Raw genomic sequence first — 18,317 nt, 5'->3', positions numbered from 1 at the left:
AAATTTTATAAAATAAATTATGATAGTGCTCAGTAAGAAGAGGACCTAGCTTAATAATATATTCCGCTAAATATCTCTACAAAATTAGCTTACTACAACTACATCAACAAGATTTTAAAGAAAATATAAATATAGTAGAGAATTTGCTAAAGTTGTAGTGTCCTTATATCTTTATGTTGCTCCTAAATAGTTTCCAGACTAGATGTACGCTATCTATTATTGTTAATTTATAGGAAATTTGTGATATAGATGGCTAAAAAAATCTCATGCCGTCTATCTACAGCAGAAAGTGCTGAGCCAGTTAAACATAAATATTTTAACGAAGAAAAATATAGATCAATTTTAAATATCTATTTCATTATTTGATTGAAACACAAAATTATTTAAATATCGATTGGGTATTATATGCGAAACTATATAAATTCAAAAAAAACTTATTAACACCGGAACCATAATTCGTCAATATTGTAATTTACATTTTGGTTAATTATTTCTATAGCAAAACTATTGATAAGCGGTACACAATCAGAAGATTGTTTAATAGTCCAAAAGATGTTTATAAAGTAAAATTTGTCGCGAGCGTCTAAAGAAGAATGTATTCCAATTAGAATCAATCTGGTGCATCCGGTATCCTAATTTAAAATAAAGTTGTCGTGCTTGATGGTTATTTTCCAAAACATGAAGATATAAATCTTGAAATCCCCAATCACTAGCAACTTTTTCACAACTAGTTAACAATGCCCGAGCAGCTCCTTGTCTTCTATATTGTGGATGTACTGCTAAATTGGATAAATAAGCATAACTCTTTCGAGTACCCGCGTAAGTCCAAGCATCACCCAAACGCACGCTTAATTCTACAGTTGCAACCAAATCCAAACTTGCTTTAGTGCTAGTATCAACAGCGACTAAACAAACATGATGAGGAGCAGAGGTTGCTAAACGATGTTTTAAGTCTTCATAAATACCTAAACGCAGTAAAGGAAAAGCCCATCCCCATATGCCATCACGGGAGTGAAAACTTTCGGCGATAATTTGAGCAATACTAGTTAAGTCGCTAACCGTACAAATCCTGATTTGGAAACCGCAATTCACTGGGGTATTAACTACCGCAACTGATTTTTGATGAGACGGAAGAGAAAGCCAAGGATTCAAAGCAAGCCTACTGTTAAAGTTGTTCATTGAAAATAGTAGTCAAATTTAGTAAAATATCATTTGTCTTGGCGTGAAAACTCTATTTTGTAAATTGAAAAATTTAGAAATACGAGTTTGACATCGAATGTGTTTTTACATATCTGATTTAATAAACAAGTATAAGAACAGACGAAAAAGCGAGAAACCGAAGAATTATATTGATTAATATATTGACTCTACTTGATACATAAGTTCATAATTTTTTCAATTTTATCTGCTTTGCCTTGCACCAAACACCCTGTAATGAACAAAAATTGTGCAAAATAGATGAAAATATTCAAAAATTGTAGGTTCTAAGTAACAATACGGATAGTAATATTAGTTGATAGATGGAAAAACACTAGTTCACTTGGAGCTAACTTTAAATAATTCCCCCTTCATTAGTGATATTCAGCAATACCTAAATTTTTAGCCTGATTTGTTATACAACAAATCAATTGATTTTAAGCTTATGATAGATATTTCTTTACCTCCTGACTATTGATAGTAACAAGTTCTTTATCAAACACCGAATTTTTAATTTAAAGCTCGCCGCAAAAGCACTTCATCTTCAATAATTGAATTAGTTACGATTCTCTAATGGTCTGTCTCATTAATTTTAAGGAATTCAAATATCCTTAAAAACCTTAATATGTATAGCATACAGGTTTAATAAAGACTAGTAAAACCAATGGGACAAGGTATTAGTAATTCACTAAGTCAACAAAGCAAAGTTAACTTTCTTCTCGCTACTCCCTACAAGAAACTCCTTTTTCTCAATCGGCAATTTGAAGGTTGGTGAAGTACTGGCTGAAATCTCCTCTATATTGCATAACAAAGTACAACACGAGGAATAAACATTCTAATCTATGTTTAGTGTCTTTTGTCGCCACTATGGTCATTTCTAAAGCAGGCTAAGTTATGAAACAGCCTCTAATACCTTTGTAAGCATCCTGTTAAAATGCTTTTCATCACTTTCAGACATAAGGTCATAAGTTAGATTTAGCACTTAACAAAACATATGCGATCGCCGAGGTTGCTAGATTAATGATTGACTTTGGTTTAGTTATCGCTTAGATCGTCAGTCACTAGAATTATTTTTAGGTCATTTGTATTGGTTAGAAATAATTATCTTACAAACACTTAAGGCATAATTTGCATAGCGATCGTCATTGGATTGCTAAACAAACTTCAGATGTGATTGATAAAATAGCAATCTACCTAGCAGTATGATAACTTTATACTGATTTTCCACGGGCGCAATATGTTCTTTATTAGACTAAAATTACAATCATAGATAAGTAATAAAACTTAGAAACATCTGATTGTGATGAATAAAAATTACTTTCAGATGTTAGTGTTGGTGCTAACTCGGGAAAACTAATAAAACAGATGCTGGGCAGATAAATTCAACCAATGTTGACAAATGTACATTTAATTAAAAAAATCCTGCTGTGGATGAAGAAAAAAATGGCTATCAGATATCTAGTTTTGACAACTGAAGCTGAGTATGAAGCAGATTAAGGGCATCATGCCAAGCTTCATGGTAATCGTGTAAGCCAAGTCTTGGCTTAAGAATTTATGACCAAGAAGTTTGCTTTAAACTAAGCGATTGCCAATTGCATTTTAAATATTGTGCCATTAAATCGAATGTTAAAACATTCTTACCTAACTAAATTGTTTATCCGACTGCCGTTACTGCATGGAAGCGGTGCATGAAATCCCAAGTAAACAGAAAGCCAAAAATACTGGTTGTTGATGATGAACCCGACAACCTCGATCTGCTATACCGTACCTTTTATCGTGAATATAAGGTGCTACGAGCTACAAGTGGTCCGGCTGCATTAGAATTATTAGCCAAAGAAGGAGATATATCAGTAATTATTTCCGACCAACGAATGCCGATGATGAGTGGTACAGAATTTCTTAGCCTGACAGCTACTCAGTACCCAGATATTATCCGGATTATTTTAACTGGCTACACTGATGTCGAAGACTTGGTGGAAGCTATAAACGCTGGTAAGGTTTTCAAATATGTAACGAAGCCTTGGGAAGCAGAAGAACTTAAAGCAGTAGTGCGCCAAGCGTTAGATACTCATAATGTCCTCAAAGCGCGTACTTACGAATTAACCCGTACATTACGTCAAGAATCGCTGCTTAACTCTCTAACTAATACCATTCGCAGCGCCTTAGATTATCGGCAAATTCTGCAAGCGATTGTAGATAATGTAGGTAATATGTTGGAAGTTGATGTATGTCTTTTACGTCCCTTCCAGAATGGACATTTAGTAAATGAAGGTTTTATTTATCAAAAAAATCTTGAAGAAGCACAATTACCTGATTCTGAGAAGGATGAAGATGAATTAATTCAAGCCAATTGTTTGCCTTCCTCTACCGAACTGTTAGCCCATACAGTATGGGAAACTCGCGAAGTGATGGTAATTTCTGATGCAACAACGGATGAGCGGGTTCAAGGAGACACTTCCGAGAAAAGCAATCGCGCTCTCACCTTCGGTAATGCTCAAATTTTTTCTAGTTTGGTTGTTCCGCTGATTTGCCAACAAGAGTTAATGGCTGTATTAGCACTGCATCAAGCTAAAGAGTCACGCGAGTGGGAAGAAGATGATGTGCAGTTGGTAGTGATGGTAGCGAATCAAGCAGCATTGGCTTTATCTCAAGCCCACGCTTACGAGCAGGTACATGCTCTCGCTCAAAGAGAAGTATTAATTAATACTATTACTAGTGCTATCCGTTCTAGCTTAGACCCCCAAGAAATCTTTGCGGCTATTACGCAACAACTCGGACAAGCTTTGCAGGTGGATGGGTGCGTTTTGTCTTTATGGACTGCCGAAGATGAGTTCGTAGAATGTGTCGGTTTGTATGATAGTTCTCAGGTAGAGGTGAAGCATTATTCAAACGGTAAAGTCAGATTGAATACTCATCAATTACCCCAGCTTTTGGCACCAATTACCGGAAACCAAATATTGCAACAAATTTTGCAAACTCAAGAGCCGGTAATTGTTAACAATCTTAACGATTACTCAAACGAAGTCAAAGGTTTTGATTTACCTTCAAAAATGGCTACTCGTTCGTTGATGGTAGTTCCATTACTTGCCGATGGAAAAATTATCGGCAGTATTACTTTAAGACAAAGTACAAAGGAACGCGATTGGTTGAAATCTGAAATAGAGTTAGCTGTATCTGTTGCAGTTCAAGCTGCTCTAGCAGTTCAGCAGTCCCGACTTTATCAGCAAACCCGCGAACAAGCCGAACGATTGCTGGAATTAGATAGGCAAAAAACCGAATTTTTCCAAAATATTTCTCACGAGTTCCGAACTCCGATAACTTTAATTCAAGGTCCTTTAGAGTCAGCCGTTGGTAGCGGTGAAGGACTATCTCACGAACAAAGTAACATTGCCTTGCGTAATTCCAGACGTTTATTAAGACTGGTAAATCAATTATTGGATCTACAACGTTTGGATGCCCGAAGAATGCAGCCAAGTTTCCGCAAGTGCGATTTAGTTCAATTTGTAAGTCAAATTGTTGAGTCTTTTCGTCCGTACTGCGAGAAAAAACAATTAAATCTGCTTACTGAGTTAGAAGATTGTCCTGCGGTTTATTTAGATATAGAAAAATTCGATAAGGTAGTTTATAACCTGCTATCGAATGCCATGAAGTTTACTCCTCAAAACGGTAATATTATAGTTAGAGTGCAGTATACAGGTTCGGATTGTGTCTTGCAGATAGAAGATACAGGAATTGGTATTGCCGAAGAGGAAATTCCCCACTTGTTTGAACGTTTTCGTCAAGCTGAAGGTTCAGAAAATCGTTCTTATGAGGGAACAGGTTTAGGTTTGGCTTTAGTTAAGGAATTAGTTGAAATTCATGGAGGTAAAGTTACTGTTGATTCTCTATATGAACACGGTACTACCTTTACAATATATCTTCAGCCAGGAAGCGCTCATTTAGATGCCTCACAAGTAGTAGAAACAGCAGCCCAAGTGAATGTTAGTCGTGCTGCTGTGGAGTTAGCTGATTTAGAATTAATAGAATCAACAGATACTTATAACACTGACAATATCCCAGGAGAATTGTTGCCTAATAGTGTTGAATCTCCAGATTTAAAAACAGGAAAAGGACAATCAGTTCTTGTTGTAGACGACAATCCTGACATGCGAGCTTATGTATCTAGTATTCTTCGCGCTAACGGCTATCAAGTACAAACAGCCCGAAATGGTTCGGAAGGTTTTAATATAGCTAAAGAATTTTTGCCTAATCTAATTATTACAGATTTAATGATGCCTGTAGTAACCGGATTAGAGATGATTCGGATTATACGTTTGGAGGAAACGCTCAAAGGCATACCAATTATTCTGCTTACTGCTAAAGTCGATGAAGATACTCGTATTGAAGGAACTGAAAGGGGAGCAGATGCTTATTTAGCGAAACCATTTAATGATAGAGAACTTTTAGCAGAAGCAAGAAACCTTTTAGCTTTAAAAGAAAACGAACGTAAAGTCGTGGAATTGAATACCTATTTAACAGAATCTGTACTTCAGCGATTTTTACCCCCTGTTTTGGTTCAAAAAGCTCAAAAAGGCGAATTAGTTCTAGATTTACGTCCGGAACCGCGTTTAATTACAGTTTTATTCAGCGATATCGTTGGTTTTACTCAATTATCGAATACCTTAAGGTCGCGAAAAGTTGCAGAATTGCTCAATGAATATCTAGAAGCTATGACAAAAGCTGTGTTTGATAACGGCGGAACCGTAGATAAATTTATGGGAGATGCAATTTTAGCTTTATATGGGGCACCAGAAGAACTGACACCTAACGAGCAGGTACGGCGAGCTGTAAATACTTCTAGAGCAATGTTAAGAGGTCTTTCCGAGCTTAACGAACGTTGGCGATCGCAAGGTATTTTTGATAGCGACGGACGCAGTGGACTTCAATTCCGTTGTGGTATTCATCAAGGTACAGCAGTGGTGGGCATGTTTGGAAGTTCCGAACGCGCCGATTACACGGCTATTGGTCCATCTGTAAATATTGCCTCTCGCTTGCAAGGTGCAGCTGACCCTGGTAGTATTCTTGTTTCTGCTGCTGTGGCTGATTATTTGGAGGAAGAAGAAATTATTAAGGGTAAACCGTTGGAGTTGAAGGGAATAGATGAAACAGTTCTAACTTTCGCCGTGACTTCAGAGTTGGTAGTCCGCTCGTTAGAATAGCAAATAGTTATTTTTCGAGATAGCCTAAAACAACTTAATATACCTTTTTAATAACGGTAAGATTGAATAACAAAGTCCGCTGTCCTGCCGATTTTAATATAGATATATGACACAAACGGTTGCAGAAAAAACTTCCATCCCAGAAAAAGCTTGGAGACGACAAACAGATTCACCCACATGGTGGATTGCTTTTTCATGTGGTTCAGTTATCCTGCATCTACTAGCGTTTTGGTTTATTAGTTCATATCAACTTTTTGGATCGCGTTCGGCTAATTATGGTTCGCCTGTGCCGATTGAATTTATTGAAATTTCTCCACAAAAATCATCATCAGTTCAACCAAAATCGAAACCAAAATCAAAACCAGTTTCATCAAAGGCAATAAAACCTATTGTTCCTCAAAACTCACAATCTGCTGAGAATCTATCAACTGTCGTCAAGCCTCCGGTTTTTACGAATGATGGGAATGCGATTGCTTTTAATAATCAAAAAATAGAACAACAACTAGCCCAACAAGAGCGTCAGCAAAGATTATTACAACAACAGCAATTAGCAGAACAACAACGTCTTTTAGAAGCAGAGCAACAGCGGCAATTAGCAGAACAATTACGTCAAAGACAAATTAAACAAGCAGAACTAGAAGCTCAAATACTTCAACAAGAAAAACTTCAGCAACGTATACTAGCACAACAACTACGTCAGCAAGAAGCAGAACAAAAACGTCAATTAGAAATTCAACGTCAGCAAGAAGCAGAACAAAAACGTCAATTAGAAATTCAACGTCAGCAAGAAGAAGAACAACAACGTCAATTAGAAATTCAACGTCAGCAAGAAGCAGAGCAAAAACGTCAATTAGAAATTCAACGTCAGCAAGAAGAAGAACAACAACGTCAATTAGAAGCGCAACGTCAGCAAGAAGAAAATAATCGCCGCTTAGCACAGCAGGGTAAGTTAGAAGCGGAAGAGCAGCGTCGGTTAGCAACCAGACAACAGCCTCAAAATCCCGGAGATGGCGAAAAAATAACCGATAAAATAATAAATCAACAGGGGCAAAACGTAAAACAAGCCAGCACAAGCAATCAACAAACCCCAGAATCACCTGTCAAGAACAACGAAGACGAGGATATTCCACTCAACCAAAGCCAAGAAACTCAATTAAACCAAAGTGGTGCCTTATTAACAGCGAATTGGGATATAGTTCCTTATCAGCCAAAAAACGACATACCAGAGAATCCACCTAAACTTAGAGAAAATATTTCTAAAAACTTTGTAATTAAAACTTCTCAAGAAAATAACTTTGACCCTGTGGAGTTTCAGGTATATTTAACAATTGATGAGGAAGGTAAAGTCGAAGAGCTATTTGTCGATCCAAACACGTTGGGACAAAAAAGACAGCAATATCAAATATATGTAGATAAAAATTTAAAGGGTAAGAAATTGTTTTATCCAGCAACAGATACAGATCCAAGAACAGGTAAGCAAACACCACGTGCAAGCAAGTCATTGATACGCATAAAAATTCAGTAAGGCTCTTGATTTTTATCTTCAACTGTAGTATAGTAATAGGGTTGAAAAAACGCGGGCGTAGTTTAGTGGTAAAACCTTAGCCTTCCAAGCTAATGATGCGGGTTCGATTCCCGCCGCCCGCTTAGATTGTTATTAAAAAAGTAATTTTTGAAAATAGCCCCTAAGATAAATCCAGGGGCTATTTTTTGTATTCAACATAGTTTGTAGCTAGTGTTAAAAAATATCCAAGATTTAACCAAACTTGCCACTGATGTAGTCTTTGGTTTCTTCTTGTTGAGGGTCTTGGAAAATTTTCTCAGTTTGGTTGTATTCTACCAAATAACCGTTGCGACCACCTTGTTTTGTGTTTACATAAAATAATGCTGTCATGTCAGATACTCGTGATGCTTGCTGCATATTGTGAGTAACGATAACAACGGTAAATTGCTCTTTGAGTTGTTTAATCAATTCTTCTACCTTATTTGTAGAAATGGGGTCAAGAGCAGAGCAAGGTTCGTCCATTAAAATAACATCAGGTTTGACTGCGATTGCCCGTGCAATACACAAACGCTGTTGCTGTCCCCCAGATATGGACAATCCACTTTGATTTAATTTGTCTTTAACTTCTTCCCATAAACCCGCTCCTTTAAGGGATTCTTCCACCAACTTATCCATATCACCTTTAAAGCCATTAATTCTAGCTCCAAAAGCAATATTTTCATAAATTGATTTGGGAAATGGATTTGGTCTTTGAAATACCATCCCAATTCTACGGCGTACTTCTACGGGATCGATTTTGGGGGCGTACAAATTTTCCCCATTATATAGAATTTTTCCTTCGGCTCTAAATACGTCAATCAAGTCATTAAGACGATTAAAGCACCTGAGTAAAGTACTTTTACCGCATCCTGAAGGACCAATAAAAGCTGTTACTTGATTTTTAGGGATATCCATATAGATATCCTTTAGTGCCAAAAATTTACCGTAATAAACGTTTAGTGCTTCTGTCCGTAATACAGTTTGGGTGTCTTGCGCGGTGGAAATATGTGTAGCCATAAATATTACGTGAATTGTTTCTCCGAAAGCTTAAAATCTCTTGCGTTCTTCTCTTAGATGCCTGACTAAATGCTCTTTTATTACCTTTGGGAAAAATTATATTGATTTTAATCTAACCCAAATTTTACCTAACTTTTTAGAGCAACTCTATTTGCTACGAGTTGTAAAGCGAGCAATGATGCTAGAAATTAAAACCATTAGTACCAAAACTAAAGATGCAGCCCAAGCAACCGATTGCTGGTTGTTGTCGAAAGATGTTGCAAAGTTATAAACCAAAACAGCAAGAGAAGCGGTTGGTTCGGTTAAATTTCTGACCCAGAAGAAGGAGAATAAAGCAGTAAAGATTAGAGGTGCAGTTTCTCCTGCTGCACGAGCAATAGATAAGGTAACACCAGTAATAATTGATGGTAAAGCCGCAGGCAATACTACTAGTAAAACCGTTTGATAGTTGGTAGCTCCAATTCCAACAGCTGCTTGGCGCAAATCTTTAGATACTAACTGCAAGGCTTCGTCTGTAGTTCTAACGATAATTGGCAACATCAAAATTGATAAAGCCACCCCACCTGCAATAGCAGAATATCCAACATACTTAGTTGCGACTAAAATACCATAGGTTACAACTCCAGCAATAATTGAAGGAACTCCGCTCAAAACGTTGGTAGCGAAGCGAATCCAACGAGCCGTTTGTCCCTTGCTAAATTCAGTGAGATAAACTGCTGCTGCGACTCCAATTGGTACGCTAATTGCAGCCCCAATTCCCACCATTATCAAAGTACCGACAATGGCATTACCGAAACCACCACCTTTATCCAAAGGTGCTGGAGGTAATTTGTAAAACAAATCTAAACTTAGACTACCGAAGCCTTTGATAAGTAGATAAGAAAGTACCAGTAGTAAAGGTAATAAAGCTAAGCCAGCGCAAACGAATATCACACCATTCATTAAATTATTGAATAGCGTGCGAGGAGAGCTTGCTGAACCCTGTAAGCTACCCCGAGGGAAATCCTGTGGGTCGGAAAAACTAGTCATTATTTAACACACCTTGTCTTTTTACAGTTGCTTGACTCGCAACACTACTAACTCAGCCAAAATATTGACAACCAAAGTCAATATAAACAGTACAAAAGCAGCGTACATTAAGGCACTGATTTGTAATCCACCAGCTTCTGCAAATTGATTTGCTAATAAAGAAGCAATTGTATTGCTAGGTGCAAACAAAGAAGGACTGATTCTGTTGGAGTTACCAATCAACATGGTTACAGCCATCGTTTCTCCCATAGCCCGACCGAGTGCTAGCATAATGGCACTGACAATACCGGAAAATGCAGCAGGAATAATTACTTTGATAAGTGTTTCCCAACGAGTACATCCCAATCCATAAGCAGCTTCGCGCAAATTGTTAGGTACTGAAGCCAGTGCATCGCGAGAAATTGCTGTAATAATCGGCAAAGTCATAATTACTAGGATAAGTCCGGCAGGTAGCAATCCAGGACCGCCAATTGCTCCCGATTCGGGACGGCTAAATAGTGGTATCCAACCAAAGTACTGATTCAGCCATTGACCAACACCTCCCAAGAAAGGAATTAAAACGAAAATTCCCCACAAACCATATACAACGCTGGGAATTGCTGCTAGCAGCTCCACTAGAAAAACCAGCACGGTTCGCACTGACAGCGGCAATATATTTTCGCTCAACAATACAGCGGTTCCAACGCCAATGGGTACTGCAATTAACAAACCGATAAAAGAACTAGCTAAAGTTCCGTAAATTTGGGGCAGTACTCCGTAGTTACTTCTAACTGGGTCCCAAGCAGCATTGAATAAAAAGCCAAGACCAAATTCCTGTAGCGCCGGAAATCCCTGGACAGCGACCTGAAATCCGATCCATAGCAAAATGGCGGCAATACCGAAAGCAAAAATTCGCGTTGCCCAAATAAAACTGCTGTCAAGCTTTCTATCTGCTTCAGAGCGGTTTTTTCCGTCTGTTTGACTATTTTGGGTTGGTGCATTCATAAAAAAACTTTACCCATGTAATAGAGAAAATGTGGGAGCGAACCACATTATTCTTTGACTAATTAAATTTTGATCGCACTTGGTTGAACAATCTACTTTCAACCATTACTTACTACTTAGCAGCAACATTAATGTTGTACTCGGGGCTGATTGCGTCAGCAGCAGCAGCGACTTTCTCAACAACATTCGCAGGTAAAGGAACGTAACCAAGTTCTGTACTTACTTTCTGACCTTCAGTCAAACCATATTCAACCATTGCTTCTACAGCTTTGGCTTTAGCAGGATTGTCATATTTCTTATAAGCCAAAAGCCAGGTGTAGGTAACAATAGGATAAACTTCATCTCCTTCTGGATCTTCAATAAAAGCACGGAGATTTTCTGGTAGTTCGATTGCTCCCAAAGCTTTAGATGCAGCTTCGTCGCTGGGTTCAACAAATTTACCTGATTTATTTTCCAAACTCGCCATAGTCAAACCTTGGTTCTTAGCGTAACCGTACTCTACATAACCAATAGAACCAGGAGTTTGCTTAACTTGAGCGGTAATACCTTCATTTCCTTTAGCGCCAATTCCGGTAGGCCAAGATACAGTTTTACCTTCGCCAGGACCGCTCTTCCAGTCTGGGCTAACAGCGCTCAAGTGCTTTGTCAATACAGCAGTTGTACCACTACCATCGGAACGATGTACTATTGTGATGTTTTGGTCGGGAAGATTAACTCCAGGGTTTGCCGCAGCAATTTTGGCATCATTCCACTTAGTAATTTTGCCTAACAAAATATCGGTGTAAACTGCACGTGGCAATTTAAGACCTTCTACTCCGGGTAAGTTATAAGCAAATACAACGCTACCACCAGTCATAGGTAGTAACAGAACGCCTCTGTCTATCTTTTCGATTTCTTCGTCCTTCATTGCTACGTCGCTTGCACCGAAATCGACTGTACCAGCGGTAAATTGTCTAACACCAGCACCACTACCAACTGACTGATAGTTCACTCGGAGATTAGGATACTTAGCATTAATGTCTTTAAACCAACGCTCATAAAGCAATCTTGGGAAAGATGCGCCCGCGCCATCTAAAGTTGTGTCTCCACCTAAATCTAATTTGGTGTTAGCAGCTACATCGGTAGCATTAGGACTATCTCCACCAGCGTTATCGGTTCCTTCACCACCGCCACAAGCAGCCAAAGTAACAGTAAGTGCTAATACTGAGAATAGAGAAGCAAAACGAGATTTTTTCGCTACAGACTTAGTAGAAAACATAGATGTGCAAGTTGAGTAATTTTGCAGGTATCGTTTATAATATACAGCTAATCAGTAAAGATAAGGTTAACAAAACCAGCTAACTATGCTTATCTGTACTGTATTTACGCAAAAACATACATTTATTGCGAACGTAACTTTCTTACATGTATTTGCTTGTATTAAAGAAATAAATAATACATTAGAAATTTTGTTCTATATCTCTAATAACTTCTTTAATTTGCGAATTATACTGAGTCAAAGTTAGGTCGATCAAAATCAAGCTTGTTTTAAAGAGTAATGAAAGTTTTTAAGCACAGAATATATATATGAATAAATAAATATTGAGTATGTGTGTTTTTGTATTAACAACCAGATGCAAGTTAAGATATTTTACCGAATGGGTGTGGAAACCGTAAAGACAATATCAATAAAGCTATAAAAATATTAGTAAGTGTAAAGATTAAAAATGCGTTCTAACTAGTGTAGGTTTCCCTCATTGTTTTGACTAGAATTTTGGACACTTGTAGTTAGACGCATTAAACTAGGATGCGACACAAATAAAGAAGCATTAGTATATTTGTTAATTATTCAACAAATAGCAAAACATTATTTTCCGATTTTTGTATGAGTGTTTTTTAAATGTTAGCCGCATCCAACCAATTATTATGGTCAATGATTGGCTTACTACTAACTATGGGTGGTACCTTTTTGGAAGCCTATATTACCACCCTGCCTTGGAGTTGGGGTAACCAAGGAGTTCATGCTTTTTCTTTAGGAGTCACCTATCAAATTGGTGGGGTGCTGTTAGTTGGTTGTCTGGGAGGTAAAAATGCTGGTGCCCTTTCACAGATTGCTTATCTAGTTATGGGCTTGACTCTATTGCCAGTATTTGCAGATGGCGGAGGAATCGGCTACGTCAAGCTTTCTCAGTTTGGATACTTGGTGGGTTTTATTCCTGGAGCTTGGATTTGCGGTTTGTTTGCCTTTAAAGCCAGACCTAAATTAGAAACTTTGGCATTTAGTTGTATTTGTGGCTTGTTAACAGTTCATCTGTGCGGTATTAGTTATTTGGTCATTACTTATGTTTTAGGTTGGCAGGGTACAGAAAATTTATCATTATTGCAAGCAATCCTTAAGTATTCATTGTTTGCATTACCGGGACAATTAGCTGTAGTTTGTGTCGTTACCGTAATAGCATACGTACTGCGGCATTTAATGTTTTATTAGTTATTAATAACTAATACTTTATGTACTTAAGAAATCGCATCTTTTGGATCGCTGCTATTGCTGGTGTTTTGTTGGATCAACTGACAAAATACTGGGTTATACAAACTTTTAATTTAGGCGAAACACGACCGTTAATACAAGGAATATTTCACTTTACTTATGTTCAGAATACTGGGGCTGCTTTTAGTCTATTTGCGGGCAAAGTAGAGTGGTTGCGCTGGCTATCTTTGTTAGTAAGCGTGGCGTTGATGGCATTAGCTTTGTTTACTCCATTTTTGCTTCGCTGGGAGCAATGGGGATACGGTTTAATTTTAAGTGGAGCGATGGGCAATGGTATTGATAGGTTTGTCTATAGCTATGTTATAGATTTTCTTGATTTCAAACTGATTAATTTTCCAGTATTTAATTTGGCAGATGTATTTATTAATATTGGTATTGCCTGCTTAATCATTGCTTCTTTCCAAAAAACACCTCCGAATCCCCGTGCTATGCGATAAGCTTTCTTAATTTCTTATTTTGCGAAAATCAGCTTATGAAATAAAAAGCTACAGTTAATAATCTCATATTAAGATCGCAAGATTGCTTGGATTTGGGGTTCGCAATAATATTTTAGCTATGAATGTTTGAGATATTTAGAAACCCGGTGTTTTGAGAACCAGGTTTGTTAGTAAGGGGGCAAATAAGAAAAAATTCTGGATACTCATTATTGGCTTCAGGTATAGCTTTCAACCTAACCACCAATTCTTGAGAAACCAGAATCTACTTTTTGTATTACCCTTATTTTTTCTTGTTTTCCACTAAGTTTGTATCGGATTTTATCTGTTACTGAGGAGCTAATATTTTTGCTCCACCTTCACTGGGATTTGTTTGTTCTTCAGTATTGGCAGGAATATCGGCATCGGGAAGACTTGTTCCTCCTGGATTATCCATGTTGCTGGGAGAATCAGAATCAGGAGTTACGCCGTCTGGAGTTGGAGTAATGTTTGTGGGAGCATCATCCTCTTCACTAGGAGTTGCTTCTCCTTCAGGAGTTACGCTGTCTTCGTTTGGAGTGATGTTTGTGGGAGCATCATCCTCACTCGGAGTTGTACCAGGCATTGGAGTGATGTTTGTAGGAGCATCATCCTCACTCGGAGTTGCTTCTCCTTCAGGAGTTGTACCAGGCATTGGGGTGATGTTTGTAGGAGCATCATCCTCACTAGGAGTTGCTTCTCCTTCAGGAGTTGTACCAGGCATTGGAGTGATGTTTGTAGGAGCATCATCCTCACTAGGAGTTACTTCTCCTTCAGGAGTTGTACCAGGCATTGGAGTGATGTTTGTAGGAGCATCATCCTCACTAGGAGTTACTTCTCCTTCAGGAGTTGTACCAGGCATTGGAGTGATGTTTGTAGGAGCATCATCCTCACTCGGAGTTACTTCTCCTTCAGGAGTTGTACCAGGCATTGGAGTGATGTTTGTAGGAGCATCATCCTCACTCGGAGTTACTTCTCCTTCAGGAGTTGTACCAGGCATTGGAGTGATGTTTGTAGGAGCATCATCCTCACTAGGAGTTACTTCTCCTTCAGGAGTTGTACCAGGCATTGGAGTGATGTTTGTAGGAGCATCATCCTCACTCGGAGTTACTTCGTCTCCTGGAACTGAACCAGGCAATGGAGTTAAACCTTCAGGAGTTGTTCCAGGAAGAGGTTCTTCAGGTGCTGGAGTTATGCCTTCTGGAGAAGAATCGGGAAGAGGTGCCCCTGGTGTAGTTTCTTCTATACTATTTTCTGGTGAAATGCTATCTTCGGCAGGAGTGCTTTCCTCTGTTGTTTCGTCAGAAGAAGGTGTTGCTGCATTTGCGCCTTGGCAACGAGAATTTAATGGGAAACGCTGGCACAATATTTCCATTGCATCTGGCGAAAGTTCTTCTTCTGCTGCTGCAACAAGAGTATCATCAGCTTCTGAAACGCTTGTAGGCTCTTCTCGCTCTGGGAAGTCTCTCTCAGGGAATTTAGTAGATTGAGCAACCGCAACAGTGCTACTTAATGCTAGAGTCAGGGCTGTGCCAATAAGGGTTATAAATTTGCCCTTCATAATTATTCACTCCTCGAAACTAATACCACCGCCCATTAAATCAAACAAATGTCTTTATAAAATCTGTCTAAATGGGGATGTGTATTTTTAAATTTATATATTTAGTAAATTTAAATTGTAAAAAATTAATCATTTATTCGCAGCCGCTTAGTTGATAAATATACTTATATTAATTTGATCGGGAATATGAATTTACAAAGCTCTAAGGCAACAATAAACAAATTTTTCGAGACTGTAAATTCATTACGAATCGATTTATTGCAGCCGTTATGTTGTAATAAAAACAACCGTAAATATAATATGATTAAGTGTGTTTTTTGTATCATATATAATAAGGAACAATTCCGTATTGCTAAACTTCATATATTCTTATAAGTAGAATGGTGAAAAGACAGCATTTTAGGGCATTACTTTGCCCGATTATTAAATAATAACCGTGGTGTGAATAGCCCATGAGTTCCCCTCAACCCCCTAAAAAGCCGCAAACTTTACTTGGTCAACTGACTCAAGCAGTACAGACAATTCAAGCTCGGGTCGATTTTTCCAAGCTGGCTCTTAAGCCTAATGCCAGAGTGCCAGAACTTTGGGTACAAGACGCTGGGACTCAAGCGGCTCAAATGTATCCTTTGCTTGGCGATCGCTATATGATCGGTCGCAGTTCCAAATCCTGCGATATTGTTGTACGAAATCCGGTAGTAAGCCAAATTCATCTGTCGCTATCGCGAGATTCCTCTCAGCGCAAACCGGTTTTTGTTATTAAAGATGAAAAATCTACTAATGGCATTTACCGAGGAAAGCGTAGAGTTGATTCGTTGGAGTTGCGTCACGGTGATGTTCTAACTTTAGGACCACCAGAACTGGCTGCTTCAGTACGTTTACAATACGTAGATCCCCCACCTTTTTACGTAAAGGCCGCAACGATGGCAGGTTTGGGAGTTGCTGGTGTCAGTGCTTTGCTTGCTTTAGCTATTGGCGTAGAATGGCTGAAATTTTCTGTAAAGCCTTTACCGGCAGCGACTCAAGGGCCAGTGGTAGTTTATGCTGGGGATGGTGAAACACCTTTGCAAGAGCCTCGAACCACCTCTCACGTAGATTTGAAAAAATTGTCCGATTTTGGACCTTATTTGTCATCAGCAGTAGTAGCTTCAGAAGATAGTCGTTTTAACTGGCATTTCGGTGTTGACCCCTACGGTATTTTGCGTGCTGTATTTATAAATACTCGTAGTGGTGGTGTTCAACAAGGTGCTAGTACGGTTACTCAGCAAGTAGCCCGCAGTTTATTTCGGGATTATGTAGGCAGACAGGATTCTTTAGGACGCAAAGTACGCGAAGCAATTGTATCTTTAAAGCTAGAAACTTTTTATAGTAAAGACGAAATTTTACTTAGTTACCTAAACCGGGTTTATTTAGGAGTAAATACTTCAGGCTTTGAGGATGCTGCAAGGTATTATTTTGATAAATCAGCAAAAGAGTTAACAGCAGCAGAAGCCGCTACTTTAGTAGGAATTTTACCAGCTCCCAATGGTTTTAATTTTTGTGGCGATGCCCGAAGCAGACGAAATATTATCGGATATCGCAACCGCGTACTAAAACGAATGCGCGAAATGGGCGAGCTTAAGCAAGATGAGTATAATCGCGCTAGACGTTCGCCGGTTGAAGTCAGCTCTAAAGTTTGCGAGCGTCAAGCCAAAAGAATTGCTCCCTACTTTTATACTTATGTATTTAACGAGCTTGAATTTATTTTGGGAAAAGACTTAGCGGCTGAAGGGAATTTTATTATTGAGACTCAGCTAGACCCAAAAATTCAAACTCAAGCCGAAACTTCATTAAAAAACCATATCAAAACTGCTGGAACAACTTTTGGTTTTTCTCAAGGAGCAATAGTTACTCTTGATTCGAGTACGGGTGGTATCTTGGCAATGGTTGGTGGTAGCGATTTTGCTACTAGCCAGTTTAATCGTGCCTATCAAGCTAAAAGACAGCCCGGTTCAACTTTCAAAGTTTTTCCATACACTGCCGCTATCGAAAAAGGAATTTCGACGGGAAGAACCTATAACTGTACTTCTGTAAGATGGCAGGGTATTAGGTATAAACCTTGTAGAGGTGGTACTGCTCCAATCACTGTTGCGACTGGATATGCTCTTTCTGAAAACCCCGTCGCTTTGCGAGTTGCTCGCGATGTCGGGTTAGATACAGTAGTAAAACTGGCAAAACTTATGGGAGTGCGTTCGGAACTAAATCCTGTTCCTGGTTTAGTATTAGGTCAAAGCGAAACTACCGTATTAGAAATGACCGGAGCCTTCGCCGCTATTAGTAATAGAGGTGTTTGGAATCGTCCTCATGCTATCAAGCGGATTCTTGATAGCAGCGACTGTAAAAACCGCGACGACTTGAAAACCTGTCGCGTAATTTATTCTTTCAATCAAGATCAAGAAGCCAACAAGCGAGTCTTGAAAACCCAGGTTGCAAGTACTATGACCAATCTGATGCGTCAAGTAGTCACAAGAGGTACGGGACGCGGTGCTGCTATTGGATTTGGAGAAGGTGGAAAAACCGGTACCACAGATAAAAATGTTGATTTGTGGTTTATTGGTTTTATTCCCGGAAGAAGACTTTCTACGGGTATTTGGTTAGGAAACGATGATAATTCTCCCACTTCCGGTAGCAGCGCTCAAGCTGCTCAACTATGGGGAAATTATATGGGTAAAGTTGTTAGGTGAATATAATACCCGATTGGTAATGGTATTAAGGTAATGGTATTAAAGCAGGAGAAATAAAATAATAATTTCTTAGCCATTACCTCTTACCT

At 38.6% G+C, this 18,317-nt stretch carries 11 protein-coding genes and 1 tRNA gene; 6 read left to right on the top strand and 6 right to left on the bottom strand.

What is annotated here, in order from left to right:
* Positions 1-537: 537 nt before the first annotated feature.
* The gene (locus tag RIV7116_RS02765; RefSeq protein ID WP_015116741.1) at positions 538-1,179 is read right to left on the bottom strand and encodes a GNAT family N-acetyltransferase; all 642 of its coding nucleotides are present in this window, start codon (positions 1,177-1,179) and stop codon (positions 538-540) included.
* A gap of 1,706 nt (positions 1,180-2,885) precedes the next feature.
* Here RIV7116_RS02765 and RIV7116_RS02760 point away from each other — a divergent pair.
* The 3 genes from RIV7116_RS02760 to RIV7116_RS02750 all read left to right on the top strand — a co-directional run bounded on the left by RIV7116_RS02760 (position 2,886) and on the right by RIV7116_RS02750 (position 8,042).
* Positions 2,886-6,395, top strand: a complete 3,510-nt coding sequence (locus tag RIV7116_RS02760) for a response regulator (RefSeq protein ID WP_015116740.1) — start codon at positions 2,886-2,888, stop codon at positions 6,393-6,395.
* Positions 6,396-6,501: 106 nt separating this feature from the next.
* Positions 6,502-7,920, top strand: coding sequence for a hypothetical protein (locus tag RIV7116_RS02755; protein WP_015116739.1), 1,419 nt, complete (start codon positions 6,502-6,504; stop codon positions 7,918-7,920).
* Positions 7,921-7,971: 51 nt separating this feature from the next.
* Positions 7,972-8,042: transfer RNA gene (locus RIV7116_RS02750), tRNA-Gly, on the top strand.
* Between the two features lie 109 nt (positions 8,043-8,151).
* Here RIV7116_RS02750 and pstB read toward each other — a convergent pair.
* From pstB to pstS, 4 genes are all read right to left on the bottom strand, one after another.
* The gene (gene pstB / locus RIV7116_RS02745) at positions 8,152-8,955 is read right to left on the bottom strand and encodes a phosphate ABC transporter ATP-binding protein PstB (protein ID WP_015116738.1); all 804 of its coding nucleotides are present in this window, start codon (positions 8,953-8,955) and stop codon (positions 8,152-8,154) included.
* 147 nt (positions 8,956-9,102) lie between these two features.
* Complete coding sequence (gene pstA, locus RIV7116_RS02740) at positions 9,103-9,984, bottom strand: phosphate ABC transporter permease PstA (RefSeq protein ID WP_015116737.1); 882 nt, start codon at positions 9,982-9,984, stop codon at positions 9,103-9,105.
* A 21-nt stretch (positions 9,985-10,005) separates the two neighbouring features.
* Positions 10,006-10,968 (bottom strand): phosphate ABC transporter permease subunit PstC, encoded by a 963-nt coding sequence (gene pstC / locus RIV7116_RS02735; RefSeq protein ID WP_015116736.1) that lies wholly within the window; start codon positions 10,966-10,968, stop codon positions 10,006-10,008.
* Positions 10,969-11,080: 112 nt separating this feature from the next.
* Positions 11,081-12,226 carry a phosphate ABC transporter substrate-binding protein PstS gene (gene pstS / locus RIV7116_RS02730; protein ID WP_015116735.1) on the bottom strand — a complete coding sequence of 382 codons (1,146 nt, stop codon included), beginning with the start codon at positions 12,224-12,226 and terminating at the stop codon, positions 11,081-11,083.
* Between the two features lie 621 nt (positions 12,227-12,847).
* Here pstS and RIV7116_RS02725 point away from each other — a divergent pair.
* Positions 12,848-13,435, top strand: a complete 588-nt coding sequence (locus RIV7116_RS02725) for a biotin transporter BioY (protein WP_015116734.1) — start codon at positions 12,848-12,850, stop codon at positions 13,433-13,435.
* A 20-nt stretch (positions 13,436-13,455) separates the two neighbouring features.
* On the top strand, positions 13,456-13,932 hold the full coding sequence (gene lspA, locus RIV7116_RS02720) for a signal peptidase II (RefSeq protein ID WP_015116733.1): 477 nt from the start codon (positions 13,456-13,458) through the stop codon (positions 13,930-13,932).
* Positions 13,933-14,257: 325 nt separating this feature from the next.
* Here the strand turns inward: lspA and RIV7116_RS36285 are convergent, their stop codons facing one another.
* Positions 14,258-15,508 (bottom strand): hypothetical protein, encoded by a 1,251-nt coding sequence (locus RIV7116_RS36285; protein ID WP_015116732.1) that lies wholly within the window; start codon positions 15,506-15,508, stop codon positions 14,258-14,260.
* 452 nt (positions 15,509-15,960) lie between these two features.
* On the opposite strand from RIV7116_RS36285, the gene RIV7116_RS02705 reads away from it, so the two are divergent.
* Positions 15,961-18,228 (top strand): transglycosylase domain-containing protein, encoded by a 2,268-nt coding sequence (locus RIV7116_RS02705; RefSeq protein WP_015116731.1) that lies wholly within the window; start codon positions 15,961-15,963, stop codon positions 18,226-18,228.
* Positions 18,229-18,317: the final 89 nt, after the last annotated feature.

This window comes from Rivularia sp. PCC 7116 (assembly GCF_000316665.1).
Classification (GTDB): Bacteria; Cyanobacteriota; Cyanobacteriia; order Cyanobacteriales; family Nostocaceae; genus Rivularia.
This window is presented reverse-complemented; position numbering and strand designations above follow the sequence as displayed.

Excerpts from the sequence above, each read along its gene's own strand:
- RIV7116_RS02765 (WP_015116741.1), bottom strand. The coding sequence starts at position 1,179 with ATGAACAACTTTAACAGTAGGCTTGCTTTGAATCCTTGGCTTTCTCTT.
- RIV7116_RS02760 (WP_015116740.1), top strand. The coding sequence starts at position 2,886 with ATGAAATCCCAAGTAAACAGAAAGCCAAAAATACTGGTTGTTGATGAT.
- RIV7116_RS02755 (WP_015116739.1), top strand. The coding sequence starts at position 6,502 with ATGACACAAACGGTTGCAGAAAAAACTTCCATCCCAGAAAAAGCTTGG.
- pstB (WP_015116738.1), bottom strand. The coding sequence starts at position 8,955 with ATGGCTACACATATTTCCACCGCGCAAGACACCCAAACTGTATTACGG.
- pstA (WP_015116737.1), bottom strand. The coding sequence starts at position 9,984 with ATGACTAGTTTTTCCGACCCACAGGATTTCCCTCGGGGTAGCTTACAG.
- pstC (WP_015116736.1), bottom strand. The coding sequence starts at position 10,968 with ATGAATGCACCAACCCAAAATAGTCAAACAGACGGAAAAAACCGCTCT.
- pstS (WP_015116735.1), bottom strand. The coding sequence starts at position 12,226 with ATGTTTTCTACTAAGTCTGTAGCGAAAAAATCTCGTTTTGCTTCTCTA.
- RIV7116_RS02725 (WP_015116734.1), top strand. The coding sequence starts at position 12,848 with ATGTTAGCCGCATCCAACCAATTATTATGGTCAATGATTGGCTTACTA.
- lspA (WP_015116733.1), top strand. The coding sequence starts at position 13,456 with ATGTACTTAAGAAATCGCATCTTTTGGATCGCTGCTATTGCTGGTGTT.
- RIV7116_RS36285 (WP_015116732.1), bottom strand. The coding sequence starts at position 15,508 with ATGAAGGGCAAATTTATAACCCTTATTGGCACAGCCCTGACTCTAGCA.
- RIV7116_RS02705 (WP_015116731.1), top strand. The coding sequence starts at position 15,961 with ATGAGTTCCCCTCAACCCCCTAAAAAGCCGCAAACTTTACTTGGTCAA.